This window comes from Kitasatospora sp. NPDC041988 (assembly GCF_055588525.1).
This window is the reverse complement of the sequence record NZ_JBVJCO010000035.1, coordinates 1-12,440: the sequence shown is the minus strand read 5'-3', so window position 1 is coordinate 12,440 and position 12,440 is coordinate 1. Positions and strand designations below refer to the sequence as shown.

General features: G+C 70.8%; 13 protein-coding genes. 9 read left to right on the top strand and 4 right to left on the bottom strand.

Translation table 11 applies throughout. The features are described 5' to 3' along the window. Positions 1 to 110: 110 nt before the first annotated feature. Positions 111 to 1,241 (bottom strand): DNA polymerase III subunit beta, encoded by a 1,131-nt coding sequence (dnaN, locus tag ACZ6NC_RS29375; protein ID WP_396322984.1) that lies wholly within the window; start codon positions 1,239 to 1,241, stop codon positions 111 to 113. Between the two features lie 929 nt (positions 1,242 to 2,170). Then, positions 2,171 to 4,051: a chromosomal replication initiator protein DnaA gene (dnaA, locus tag ACZ6NC_RS29370; protein WP_465736789.1), complete on the bottom strand. Its 1,881-nt coding sequence runs from the start codon at positions 4,049 to 4,051 to the stop codon at positions 2,171 to 2,173. A 464-nt stretch (positions 4,052 to 4,515) separates the two neighbouring features. Here dnaA and rpmH point away from each other — a divergent pair, with 464 nt between their 5' ends. The 9 genes from rpmH (at position 4,516) to ACZ6NC_RS29325 (ending at position 11,463) form a co-directional block, all read left to right on the top strand. Further along, positions 4,516 to 4,653: a 50S ribosomal protein L34 gene (gene rpmH, locus ACZ6NC_RS29365; RefSeq protein WP_148643823.1), complete on the top strand. Its 138-nt coding sequence runs from the start codon at positions 4,516 to 4,518 to the stop codon at positions 4,651 to 4,653. 18 nt (positions 4,654 to 4,671) lie between these two features. Next, complete coding sequence (gene rnpA / locus ACZ6NC_RS29360; protein ID WP_465736788.1) at positions 4,672 to 5,100, top strand: ribonuclease P protein component; 429 nt, start codon at positions 4,672 to 4,674, stop codon at positions 5,098 to 5,100. Continuing rightward, positions 5,097 to 5,468 (top strand): membrane protein insertion efficiency factor YidD, encoded by a 372-nt coding sequence (yidD, locus tag ACZ6NC_RS29355; protein ID WP_465736787.1) that lies wholly within the window; start codon positions 5,097 to 5,099, stop codon positions 5,466 to 5,468. The genes rnpA and yidD overlap by 4 nt, the downstream gene beginning before the upstream one ends. After that, entirely contained in the window at positions 5,465 to 6,634 is a 1,170-nt protein-coding gene (yidC, locus tag ACZ6NC_RS29350; RefSeq protein WP_465736786.1) for a membrane protein insertase YidC, read from the top strand. Before yidD ends, yidC begins: the two co-directional genes overlap by 4 nt. Positions 6,635 to 6,717: 83 nt before the next feature. Continuing rightward, positions 6,718 to 7,248 carry a Jag family protein gene (locus tag ACZ6NC_RS29345; protein WP_465736785.1) on the top strand — a complete coding sequence of 177 codons (531 nt, stop codon included), beginning with the start codon at positions 6,718 to 6,720 and terminating at the stop codon, positions 7,246 to 7,248. Positions 7,249 to 7,429: 181 nt separating this feature from the next. Beyond that, a complete protein-coding gene (rsmG, locus tag ACZ6NC_RS29340; protein ID WP_465736784.1) occupies positions 7,430 to 8,284 on the top strand; it encodes a 16S rRNA (guanine(527)-N(7))-methyltransferase RsmG in 855 nt (284 codons plus the stop codon). A 379-nt stretch (positions 8,285 to 8,663) separates the two neighbouring features. Next, on the top strand, positions 8,664 to 9,617 hold the full coding sequence (locus tag ACZ6NC_RS29335) for a ParA family protein (protein WP_465736854.1): 954 nt from the start codon (positions 8,664 to 8,666) through the stop codon (positions 9,615 to 9,617). After that, on the top strand, positions 9,614 to 10,723 hold the full coding sequence (locus ACZ6NC_RS29330) for a ParB/RepB/Spo0J family partition protein (RefSeq protein WP_465736783.1): 1,110 nt from the start codon (positions 9,614 to 9,616) through the stop codon (positions 10,721 to 10,723). The genes ACZ6NC_RS29335 and ACZ6NC_RS29330 overlap by 4 nt, the downstream gene beginning before the upstream one ends. Positions 10,724 to 10,845: 122 nt before the next feature. Continuing rightward, positions 10,846 to 11,463 carry a GNAT family N-acetyltransferase gene (locus ACZ6NC_RS29325; protein ID WP_465736782.1) on the top strand — a complete coding sequence of 206 codons (618 nt, stop codon included), beginning with the start codon at positions 10,846 to 10,848 and terminating at the stop codon, positions 11,461 to 11,463. 110 nt (positions 11,464 to 11,573) lie between these two features. On the opposite strand, the gene trxA is transcribed toward ACZ6NC_RS29325, so the two are convergent. Then, entirely contained in the window at positions 11,574 to 11,900 is a 327-nt protein-coding gene (gene trxA / locus ACZ6NC_RS29320; protein WP_465736781.1) for a thioredoxin, read from the bottom strand. Positions 11,901 to 12,039: 139 nt separating this feature from the next. Next, a partial coding sequence (locus ACZ6NC_RS29315) for an NAD(P)/FAD-dependent oxidoreductase (RefSeq protein WP_465736780.1) occupies positions 12,040 to 12,440 on the bottom strand: 401 nt, incomplete at its 5' end.

Below are 12,440 nucleotides of genomic sequence, written 5' to 3'. Positions count from 1 at the left end.
CGCGCTGCCCTGAGCCTACGCGCTGAAGTGACACGGCCTCCCCCGGTCGGGGCCCGACCGGGGGAGGCCGTCCACAGGCTGTGCACAGCCTGTGGGTATCAGCGGTGAGGTCAGCCGGAGAGGCGGACCGGCATGATCAGGTACTGGTAGGCCTCGTCCGCCTCGGTGTCGACCGAGGCCTTGCCGCTGAGCAGGGCCGGCTTGGTCGGCGTGGTGAAGCTCAGCTGGGCGTAGGCGGAGTCGATGGCCTTGAGGCCCTCCTCCAGGTAGCCCGGGTTGAAGGCGATCGAGATGGCGTCGCCCTCCAGGGAGGCGTCGATCCGCTCGGTGGCCTGGGCGTCGTCGCCCGAGCCGGCCTCCAGCGTCAGGACGCCCTCCTCGAAGTTCAGCCGGACCGGGGTGTTGCGCTCGGCGACCAGCGAGACGCGCTTGAGCGCCTCCAGGAAGGGCTGGGTCTGGATCGCGGCGATCGCGTTGAACTCGGTCGGGAAGAGGCTGCGGAACTTGGGGAACTCGCCCTCCAGCAGCCGCGTGGTCGTCCGGCGGCCGGCGCCCTCGAAGCCGATCAGGCCTTCGCCCGCGCCGCCCGAGGAGAGGGCGATCGAGACGTTGTCGCCGCTGCCCAGGGACTTGGCGATGTCCTGCAGGGTCTTGGCGGGCACCAGGGCGACCGCGGAGATGTCCGGCTGCTCGGGCTTCCAGAGCAGCTCGCGGACGGCGAAGCGGTAGCGGTCGGTGGCGGCCAGGGTGATCCGGTCGCCCTCGATCTCGACCCGGACACCGGTGAGCACCGGCAGGGTGTCGTCGCGGCCTGCGGCCACCGCGGCCTGGCTGACGGCCGAGGCGAAGACGTCGCCGGGGACGGTGCCGGTGGCGGTCGGCATCTGGGGCAGGGCCGGGTACTCGTCCACCGGGAGGGTGGGGAGGGTGAACCGGGAGCTGCCGCAGACCACGCTGACCCGCTGGCCGTCGGTGGAGATCTCCACAGGCCTGTTGGGAAGGTTGCGCGAGATGTCGTTCAGCAGCCGGCCGGAGACCAGCACGGTGCCGGCCTCCTCGATGTCGGCCTCCAGCTCGACCCGGGCCGAGACCTCGTAGTCGAAGCCGGACAGCGCCAGGCTGCCGTCCTGTGCCGTCAGCAGCAGGCCGGCCAGCACCGGCACCGGCGGCCGTGCCGGGAGGCTGCGGGCAGCCCAGGCCACCGCCTCCGCGAGGACGTCACGCTCCACCCGGAACTTCACCGGTAACCGCCTCCTGGATCGAGCGCTCCCGCTCGCACGTCTGGTTCTTCTGATCTTGGTCTTCGGTGCGCCTGGCCGCCGAGCTCTGCCACTCCGCTTCCGGTCGCCGAGGACAGTCTGACGTACTCCACCGACAGACGGGGCAGACGGGCGGAAGCAAGCCGAACAGATGTCGGGGTCCGGTTGTCCACAGATTTCGAGCCCACCCGCTTTTGAACGAGTCGACTGGTCTATAGGTGTAGCAGTAGTAGTAGGGCCTGTGGAAACCGTGGATAACCCCGTTTTCGCAGGTCAAGCCCGGTTTTTTGTCCACAGGAGGTGTGGACGGCGGCTGTGGACGGACACGGGCTGCTGTGGACAGCGGAGCGTTACCCACAGGCCACGGTCGGTATCCACAGGTTATCCCCAGCGCTGTCCCCAGATCCGGGCCCGGTTATCCACGGGCGCCGGTCAACATTACGTGACGCCTTTCACACCAGGGCATGAACGCTACCTCACGGTTGTCGAACTGTGGACCCAGCTGTGGACAACCTGGGGATAACCCGGACGGCCCTGGGGACAACCGGTGGATAACCCGGACGGCCCACTGACGGCCCGCCAATTGTCCACACCCTGTGGATAACCGTTGTGCACAAGTCCACAGGCACCTGACCTGCGCGGAAGAGCGTAGCGGCGGTCGGCCTGTGGAGGAATTCTGGATAACTCGGGACTCCCCGGCCTGTGGACGGTGGAGAAGCGGCTCCGGCTGTGGACAACTGCCCTGCGCGCCCGGCGGGTTCGAATCCCCGGTCAGATGTTCGATGCGGCCTGTGGGCCGGCGGAGCGTCCGTCACCCGCATCCCTGCCCAGCGAATCGGCGGTGCACACCTGTGGATATGCCGAAAGGGCGTCAGGATGGCTCCTGACGCCCTTCAACGGCCCTGGGCGGACTAGCTCTTGATGCGGTTGGTCAGCTCGGTCACCTGGTTGTAGATCGAGCGGCGCTCGGCCATCAGGGACCGGATCTTGCGATCGGCGTGCATCACCGTGGTGTGGTCGCGGCCGCCGAACTGGGCGCCGATCTTCGGCAGCGAGAGGTCGGTCAGCTCGCGGCAGAGGTACATGGCGATCTGGCGGGCCGTCACCAGCACCCGGCTGCGCGAGGAGCCGCAGAGGTCGTCCACACCCAGCCCGAAGTACGCGGCGGTCTGCTGCATGATGACCTGCGCGGTGATCTCCGGGCCGGCGTCCTCGTCCCCGCCCGGGATGAGGTCCTTGAGGACGATGCCGGCCAACTCCAGGTCCACCGGGGCCCGGTTGAGGTTGGCGAAGGCGGTGACCCGGATCAGGGCGCCTTCCAACTCCCGGATGTTGCGGGTGATTCGGGAGGCGATGAACTCCAACACGTCCGCCGGGGCGTTCAGTTGCTCCTGGATCGCCTTCTTGCGCAGGATCGCGATCCTGGTCTCCAGCTCCGGCGGGGTGACGTCGGTGATCAGCCCCCACTCGAAGCGGTTGCGGAGCCGGTCCTCCAGCGTGATCAGCTGCTTGGGCGGCCGGTCCGAGGAGAGCACGATCTGCTTGTTGGCGTTGTGCAGGGTGTTGAAGGTGTGGAAGAACTCCTCCTGCGTGGACTCCTTGCTCGCCAGGAACTGCACGTCGTCCACGAGCAGGATGTCCATGTCCCGGTAGCGCTTGCGGAACGCGTCCGCCTTGCCGTCCCGGATCGAGTTGATGAACTCGTTGGTGAACTCCTCCGAGGACACGTAGCGCACCCGGGTCCCCGGGAAGAGGCTGCGCGAGTAGTGCCCGATGGCGTGCAGCAGGTGGGTCTTGCCCAGCCCGGACTCGCCGTAGATGAAGAGCGGGTTGTACGCCTTGGCCGGGGCCTCGGCGACCGCCACCGCCGCCGCGTGCGCGAAGCGGTTGCTCGCGCCGATGACGAAGGTGTCGAACAGGTACTTGGGGTTCAGCCGGGCTGCCGGCTCGTCCTTGCGGGAGCCGCCGGCCGGGGGAGCGCCGGGCGGGGCCGGGACGCCGGGCACGGCCGGGCGGTCGGTGGCGCGCTCGGCGGGGCCCTTGTCCGAGGGGCGGCCGGGGGCCGGGCGGGCCGCGGGGGAGCGGCGGCCGGCGGCGGTCCGGGGGTGCTCGCCGGGGCCGGGGCCGTAGGCGCCGCCGAACAGGTCGCCCTGGGTGGTCGCGGACGGTCCGGGGAGCGGCCGGGGAGCCGGGCGCGAGGTGGGGGGCTCCGGCTCGGGGTAGCCGGAGGACTGCTCCGGGTAGCCCTGGTGGCTCTCCCAGGGCGGCTGCTGGGCCGGCCCGCCGTAGGGCGAGGGCTGGCCGCCGCCGTACGCCGGGGCCTGGCGCTCCTCGTAGCCACCCGTCCCGTACTGGTCGTGCTCGTACTCGGACTCGTAGGGCCGCTCGTACTGCTGGTGGCCCGGGTGCCCCTGGTGGGGCTGGTGGCCGTACTCGCCGCCGCCCTCGGAGCGCGCCCACGGCTCGACAGCCTGCGGCTCGGCGGCCGGCGGTTCGGCCGGGGCCGGCGCGGGGGAGGTGGGCACCGCGTTCGCGTCGACCATCACGGCGATCCGGACCGGCCGGCTGAGCTCGCGGCTGAGGGCCTCGGTCAGCTGCGGCAGCAGCCGGCCCTCCAGCACCTGCTTGGCCCGCTCGTTGGGGGTCGCCAGCAGGGCGGTGTCGTGCATCATCCACATCGGCTGGGTGCGCTGCACCCACTGCTTGTCCATCTCCCCGACGTCCGGGTCGCTGACCAGCCGCTCGACGACTCTCGCCCAGACCGGGACGAGGTCGCTGTTGACATCAGCCACTGGTGCACGCTTTCTCGGGTCCCCGCGGCTCCAGCAGGGGTGGTGGATCAAGAGACTGTGGATCTGCGGTCCGTTGACGAAGAACAAACCAGACAAGTCCTGCAACGGTAGTCAGCGAACAGAGCCGGATCAAGTCGTTGTCCACAGGCTGTGGGCGAAGGGGTCGGTGGGTGGGACGCGGAGTGGGCCGTCGGGTGGGTCCGGGCCGGCCGCCGCGAACGGCTGGTTTGACCCTCGCGCCCCGTCCCGCGTACCGTAACCAGGTCGAGTTGTCGATGGCCGCTGCCGCATGTCCGCGGGTCCACCCGCTCCATAAGGCGCGCAGCACGGGCGCCGTGGATTGCCTCAAACCCCAGCCGAACTGGGGCGATGGGCCGGATTTCCGTACAGGGGAGATCACGCGGACGCACGGTGACGGCCAAGCGACACCCCGTCATCCTACGATTCACCTCAGGAGCCCCCGAGTGAGCAAGCGCACCTTCCAGCCGAACAACCGTCGCCGCGCGAAGACCCACGGCTTCCGGCTGCGTATGCGTACCCGCGCCGGCCGCGCCATCCTGGCCGCCCGCCGTGGCAAGGGCCGCAGCGCCATCTCCGCCTGATCCGCGCAAGAGTCTGTTGTGCTGCCCTCCGAAAACCGGCTGCGGCGGCGCCAGGACTTCGCGACCGCAGTGAAACGCGGTCGCCGGGCCGGCCGGCCCCTTCTGGTCGTCCATCTCAGCAGAGACGGGGACCCGAAGGGGCAGGCCGACCGGACCAGCGACTCCCGCCCGCACGTCGCCGAGGGGACTCCTTCGGCGCGTGCGGGTTTCGTCGTGAGCAAGGCCGTCGGCCCGGCCGTCGTCCGCAACCTGGTCAAGCGCCGGCTTCGCCATCTCGTCCGTGATCGTCTGTCCAGGCTGCCCGCCGGTAGCCTGATAGTGGTGCGTGCGCTGCCCCAGGCTGCGTCCGCCTCGTACCAGGACCTCGAACGCGACCTGGACGCGGCGCTCAAGCGGTTGCTGAAGGTGGAGCCCGCCGCGACGGCGCCGACAGGAGCAGGGCGATGAAGTACCTGCTGATGGGTCTGATCAGGGTGTACCAGTGGACCATCAGCCCACTGCTCGGTCCGGTGTGCCGTTACTACCCCTCCTGCTCGCACTACGGCTTCGAGGCCGTGAAGACGCACGGGGCGGTCAAGGGCGGTGGCCTGACCGTGTGGCGCATCCTGCGCTGCAATCCGTGGACGCCAGGCGGGGTCGATCATGTCCCGCCGCGCAAGCATCCGGTGTGGCACCGACGACTGCGAGACCTGCTGAACAGCCGGTCCGCCGCTGAGCAGCCGGTGACCATGCCCCCCGCCGGTCCGGACCCCGAGGGCCCGGCGACCATTGGTCCCTTGGGGCCGATCCCAATGTCCAAGGAGCCTGACCGGTGACCTTCTCCTTCCTGAACCCCCTGTACACAGCGGTGTCCTGGATCATCGTCCAGTTCCACTCGCTGTACAGCCACATCTTCGACCCGAACGGTGGCTGGGCCTGGGGTCTGGCCATCGCCTCCATGGTGGTCGTGATCCGGATCTGCCTGATCCCGCTCTTCGTGAAGCAGATCAAGGCGACCCGGGCCATGCAGGCGATCCAGCCGAAGATGAAGGCCATCCAGGAGCGCTACAAGAACGACAAGCAGCGCCAGTCCGAAGAGATGATGAAGCTGTACAAGGAGGCGGGTACCAACCCGTTCTCCAGCTGCCTTCCCATCATCGTGCAGGCGCCGTTCTTCACCGCCCTCTACGGCGTGCTGGCCAAGGTCGCCAAGAGCGAGCCGATCGGCGTCATCGATGGTGACCTGCTGACCAGCGCCGGCCAGGCGCACATCTTCGGTGCCCCGCTCTCGGCGACCTTCGTCGGCAGCAGCGAGACCAGCGTCAAGATCGTCGTCGCGGTCATGATCATCATGATGTCGCTGTCGCAGTTCATCACGCAGCGCCAGCTGATGACCAAGAACGTGGACCTCACGGTCAAGACGCCGTTCATGCAGCAGCAGAAGATGCTGATGTACGTCTTCCCGATCATGTTCGCCGTGATGGGCATCAACTTCCCCGTCGGTGTGCTGGTCTACTGGCTGACCACCAACGTCTGGTCCATGGGCCAGCAGCTGATCGTCATCCGCAACAACCCGACTCCGGGCAGCAAGGCCTGGGACGAGCGCCAGGACCGCCTGAAGAAGCAGGGCCGGCTCAACCCGGACGGCTCGGTGATCAAGGGCGCGCTCTGGGGCCTCCTGCCTCCGAAGAAGACGGCCCCCACCTCCGCCGAGGCCGTGGTCGAGGACGCGGTGCAGGTGCGCCGCCAGCAGCCGCGCAAGCAGACCAAGGCACAGCGCCAGCACGGCGGCGCCCAGACCGCCAGCCTGACCAAGGACGACGCGGCCCCGGCCGAGGAGCCCGCCAAGGCCGAGCAGGCCGTCCCGGCCGAGTCCGGCAGCGCCAAGCCGGCCGCGAGCCGGCCCGGTGGTGCCAAGTCGGGACCGGCCCGGCAGTCGGGTGGCCGGCAGCAGCCGAAGCGTGGCGGGCAGGGCGGCCAGCGGCCGAAGAAGAAGTCCTGACCCGACCGGCCGGCCCCGCTCAGCGGCCCCCCGAACCTCGTTCCCGGCCCACCACCCGGGCCCATCCCTGAAGGAGTCCATCAGTGACGGAAGGCACCACCTCCGCCGTCGAGGTCGAGGACGCTGCCAGCGCCGACGAGAGCCTCATCTCCCGGCTGGAGCAGGAGGGCGACATCGCGGCGGACTACCTGGAGGGTCTGCTCGACATTGCCGACCTCGACGGTGACATCGACATGGACGTGGAGGGTGACCGAGCCCTGGTGTCCATCGTCAGCGACGGCAACGACCGCGCGCTGCATCGCCTGGTCGGCCAGGACGGCGAGGTGCTGGAGGCCCTGCAGGAGCTGACCCGGTTGGCTGTCCACCGGGAGACCGGCGAGCGCAGCCGCCTCATGCTGGACATTGCCGGCTTCCGGGCCCGCAAGCGGTCCGAGCTGGCGGCGCTCGGGGCCAAGGCCGCGGAGCAGGCGAAGAGCTCGGGGGAGCAGGTCAAGCTGCGGCCGATGACGCCGTTCGAGCGCAAGGTCGTCCACGACGCGGTGGCCGCGGCCGGGCTGCGCAGCGAGTCGGAGGGCGAGGAGCCCCAGCGGTGCGTGGTCGTGCTGCCGGCCTGAGCCTGGGGAAGTCGATGACCGGCCGCTCCGGCGACCGGTGACCGTCAGAGGACTCGACCCCGTCCGCCTCGTGCGGGCGGGGTCGTTGTCCCTTCGCGGGGTGTTGCTGCCCGGCGAGAGATGTTTCACGTGAAACGGTGCGGAGAACGGGTCGGTGGATCCGGGGAGCAGAGAGGTCGAGATGGACACGGAGAGCGCGGCTGCCGGTGGACCGGTGGCGGGTGCCGGTGGTTCCGACGCCGAGGGTCCGGCGGGTCCGGTCACCGAGGGCGCGGCCGACCCGGCCGCCGAGGGGCTGGCCGAGGCCCCGGCCGTGGCCCGGGAGGTCTTCGGCGACCGCTTCGACGCCGCGGTCCGCTACACCGAGCTGCTGGCCACCGCGGGTGTCCAGCGCGGGCTGATCGGCCCCCGCGAGGTGCCCCGGCTCTGGGACCGCCATGTGCTGAACTGCGCGGTGCTGGCCGAGCTGCTGCCGCCCGGCTCCACCCTGTGCGACGTCGGCTCCGGGGCGGGCCTGCCCGGTATCCCGGTCGCGCTGGCCCGCCCGGACGTCTCGGTGACGCTGCTGGAGCCGCTGCTGCGCCGGACCACCTTCCTGGAGGAGGTGGTCCGGGAGCTCGGCCTGGAGAACGTCACCGTACTGCGCGGCCGGGCCGAGGAGATGGTCGGCAAGCTCGCGGTGGACGTGGTGACGGCCCGGGCGGTCGCCCCGCTGGACCGGCTGGCCGGCTGGGGCCTGCCGCTGCTGCGCCCGCACGGCCAGATGCTGGCGCTCAAGGGTGACAGCGCCGAGCAGGAGCTGGCGGAGTCGCGGGCCGGGCTGGCCAAGCTGGGCGCCGTCGAGTGGACGGTGATCTCGGTCGGTGAGGGCACCCTGGAGACCTCGACCCGGGTGGTCCAGGTCAAGGCGGGGGAGAGCCCCGGCGGGGTGAAGGCGGCCACCCGGCGGGCCAAGGCGGCCCGGGCCGGACGCAACGCCGCCGCCGTGCGCGGCGCCGGCGAGCGCGGCCGGAGCGGGCGGCGCCGCAGCCGCTGAGGTCCCGGGCCCGGGTGCGGGCCCGGGCCGGTGCATGACGCTCGACACGGGCGGGTGGTCCTCGGACCGCCCGCCCGTTCGCATTCCGGCGGCGATGCGGCGAGGTGGCCCGGTGGCGAGGTGGCCCGGTGGGCCCGGTGGTGTCGGGCGGGCGGACGGCGGAGTGACGGCGGAGTGACGCGAATCCGTCGGAGTGTCGCACCGTCAGATTTCCGACATAGCGGGCATGGTGTTTCACGTGAAACGTCGCTCTCTCCTCTCCGACGGTATCGATCTTCGGCTCCGCCGCGGGCTCGGCCTCTTCCGGGCGGCGACTGTTGCCGCTCCGGTTCCACGTGAAACACTGACCCCCATGCAGGACTCGGAGACCATCGACCAGATCGATGACACGCCCATCGCGCGTGCTGCCCAGGCTGCGGTCCAGGCGATCGGCCGAGCGGGCGAAGGCCTGCCCCGGCCCGCCGACACCCGGGTGATCGTGGTGGCCAACCAGAAGGGCGGGGTGGGCAAGACCACCACCACCGTCAACATGGCCGCCTCGCTCGCCATGCACGGACTGCGCGTCCTGGTGGTCGACCTCGACCCGCAGGGCAACGCCTCCACGGCGCTCGGCATCGACCATCACGCCGAGGTGCCGTCGATCTACGACGTCCTGGTGGAGGGCAAGCCGCTGGCCGACGTGGTGCAGCCGGTGGTGGACGTCGAGGGCCTGTTCTGCGTCCCCGCCACCATCGACCTGGCCGGTGCGGAGATCGAGCTGGTCTCGCTGGTCGCCCGGGAGAGCCGGCTCCAGCGCGCCATCGCCGCGTACGAGCAGCCGCTGGACTACATCCTGATCGACTGCCCGCCCTCGCTCGGCCTGCTGACCGTGAACGCCCTGGTCGCCGGCGAAGAGGTGCTGATCCCGATCCAGTGCGAGTACTACGCGCTGGAGGGCCTCGGCCAGCTGCTGCGCAACGTCGAGCTGGTCCGGGCACACCTCAACCCGACGCTGCACGTCTCCACCATCCTGCTCACCATGTACGACGCCCGGACCCGGCTGGCCGCCCAGGTCGCCGAGGAGGTCCGGACGCACTTCCAGCAGGAGGTGCTGAGCACCGCGATCCCGCGCTCGGTCCGGATCTCCGAGGCGCCCAGCTACGGTCAGACGGTGCTCACCTACGACCCGGGCTCGACCGGCGCGCTCTCCTACCTGGAGGCCGCCCGGGAGCTGGCGATGCGGGCGGTGTCCGCGGGCGGCAACGGCTCGTTGGTGGGGCAGCAGCGGTACGGCAGCGGTACGGGGCAGGGCGCCCCCATGGCACAGCACGGTAAGACGGAGGGCAATCGGTGAGTGGTCGCAGGGGTCTGGGACGAGGGCTCGGGGCGCTGATCCCGGCTGCCACACCGGCAGCCGGCGGGGCAGTGGCAGAGTCCGCGGCGGCCACGGCCGCACCGGCCTCGGTGGTCTCCACCGGGACGGTGTCGCCGGTGGCGGTGCCGGTGCTGCCGACCGGCCGCGGCACGGTGGCGGCGAAGGCCGCCGCGGAGAGCCTGCGGGAGCAGGCCGACCGGGAGCGGGCGGCGGAGCCCGCCGGGCCGGACCTCGCCGAGGTGGCCGGCGCGCGCTTCGCCGAGCTGCCGCTGGACTCGATCACGCCCAACCCGCGCCAGCCGCGTGAGGTCTTCGACGAGGACAAGCTGGCCGAGCTGGTCGCCTCGATCAAGGAGGTGGGTCTCCTCCAGCCGGTCGTGGTGCGCCAGGTCGCGCCCGAGCGCTTCGAGCTGATCATGGGCGAGCGCCGTTGGCGGGCCTCCCGGGAGGCCGGTCTGGAGCAGATCCCGGCGATCGTCCGGGCCACCGAGGACGACAAGCTGCTGCTGGACGCCCTGCTGGAGAACCTGCACCGGGCGGAGCTGAACGCGCTGGAGGAGGCCGCCGCCTACGACCAGCTGCTGCGGGACTTCTCCTGCACCCACGACGAGCTGGCGGACCGGATCGGCCGCTCGCGTCCGCACGTGTCCAACACCCTGCGGCTGCTGAAGCTCTCGCCGTCCGTGCAGCGCAGGGTGGCCGCCGGCACGCTGACCGCGGGGCACGCCAAGGCGCTGGTCGGCGTGCCGGACGCGGAGCGGCAGGAGGAGCTGGCGAAGCGGATCATCGCGGAGGGCCTCTCGGTGCGGACCACCGAGGAGATCGTCAAGCTGATGGACCCGGAGCAGAAGCAGAAGCGCCCGGCCGGGCCGAAGGCCGGCAAGCTGCTCTCCCCGGCCTTCAACGACCTGGCGAGCCGGCTCTCGGACCGTTTCGACACCCGGGTCAAGGTCGAGGTCTCGCAGCGCGGCGGCAAGCTGGGCAAGGGCAAGGTCGTGCTGGAGTTCGGCTCGGTGGAAGACCTCAACCGGATCCTGGACAGTCTGGCCCCGGGCGAGGACGGGCTCCGACTGTCGCAGGGCTGAGCGAGCTTAGGGCGTGACCCGATGGGTGCATGTTCCACGTGAGCGGTGTTTCACGTGAAACATGCACCCATCGCCGTTCGGGGGGAATGCTCGACTGTGGAGTGGACGAGGAGGTGCGGGGCATGGGACGCCGGATCGCTCCGCTGACACTGGACAACCTCGTGGATCTGCCGACCACCTGCCGCTCCTGCGTGTTCTGGGAGCTGGACCCGGTGAGCGGCCGCGCGGCGGTGGAGTCCGGGAAGCCGGAGCTGGAGAAGGAGGGGTGGATCTCCGCGGTGCTGCTGGAGTGGGGCTCCTGCGGCCGGATCGTCTACGTGGACGACAACCCCGCCGGCTTTGTGCTCTACGCCCCGCCCGCGTACGTCCCGCGGTCACAGTCCTTCCCGACCAGTCCGGTCTCGCCGGATGCGGTTCAGCTGATGATCAGCCGGGTGCTGCCGGGCTACCAGCGGCAGGGGCTGGGCCGGGTGCTGGTGCAGACGGTGGCCAAGGACCTGCTGGGGCGCGGGGTGAAGGCCATCGAGGCGTTCGGCGCGGTCGGCCGGCAGCCGCCGAGCTGCGTCCTGCCGGTCGACCATCTGCTCGCGGTCGGCTTCAAGACCGTCCGGCCGCACCAGCGCTACCCGCGGCTGCGGCTGGAGGCCCGGAACACGCTCTCCTGGCGCGGGGACGTGGAGGTGGCGCTGGAGCGGCTGCTGGGCGGGGCACGCAAGGAACCGGCGCTGCGGCCGTTCTAGGGCTTGTCTGACAATTCCTGGGGGCGGGGCATCAAGGGGCGGGGCAGAGACGACGAGGGCGGGGCTCCCGGTGGGGAGCCCCGCCCTCGTGGCGTCGCGGTGGGCCGGACCTAGATGAACTCGGCCAGCTCGCGCAGCAGCGCGGCCTTCGGACGGGCGCCGGTGATCGACTTCACCGGCTCGCCGCCCTTGTAGACGATCAGGGTCGGGATGGAGATCACGTTGTACGCCGCAGCGGTCTGCTGGTTGGCGTCGACGTCGAGCTTGGCGATGGTCAGCTTGTCGGCGTGCTCGGCCGCGATCTCTTCCAGGATCGGGGCGACCTGGCGGCACGGGCCGCACCAGGTGGCCCAGAAGTCGACCAGAACGGGCTTCTCGCTGTCCAGGACATCGGCCTTGAACGTCGCGTCGGTGACGGTGGTGGTGGCGCCGGCCACGGGGACTCCTCGGGGTCAAACGGAGAGGGCTGCTGCCAGGAGACAACAACGGGCGGGCCCGATCTGTTTCTTGCCTGGCGGGAGCGGGGGTGTTTCACGTGGAACACCCCCGCCGGGGTCGATCGGGTCGTGCGGGGACTCAGACCGCGACGGTGGCGGCCTGGGCCTCCAGGTCGGCCAGCGAGGCCAGGTAGCGCTCGGCGTCCAGCGCCGAGGAGCAACCGGTGCCGGCGGCCGTGATGGCCTGGCGGTAGGTGTGGTCGACGACGTCGCCGGCGCCGAAGACGCCGGGGATGTTGGTCCGGGTGGAGGGGGCCTCGACCTTGAGGTAGCCCTCGGCGTCGAGGTCCAGCTGGCCCTTGAACAGCTCGGTGCGCGGGTCGTGGCCGATGGCGATGAACAGGCCGGTGACGGCCAGCTCGCGGGTCTCGCCGGTGGTGGTGTCGCGCAGGGTGACGCCGGTCAGCTTCGGGTCGCCGTGGATCGCCTCGACCGCGCTGTCCCACTCGAAGCGGATCTTCTCGTCGGCGAAGGCGCGCT

Excerpts from the sequence above, each read along its gene's own strand:
- ACZ6NC_RS29325 (WP_465736782.1), top strand. The coding sequence starts at position 10,846 with ATGGGACGCCGGATCGCTCCGCTGACACTGGACAACCTCGTGGATCTG.
- rsmG (WP_465736784.1), top strand. The coding sequence starts at position 7,430 with ATGGACACGGAGAGCGCGGCTGCCGGTGGACCGGTGGCGGGTGCCGGT.
- yidD (WP_465736787.1), top strand. The coding sequence starts at position 5,097 with ATGAAGTACCTGCTGATGGGTCTGATCAGGGTGTACCAGTGGACCATC.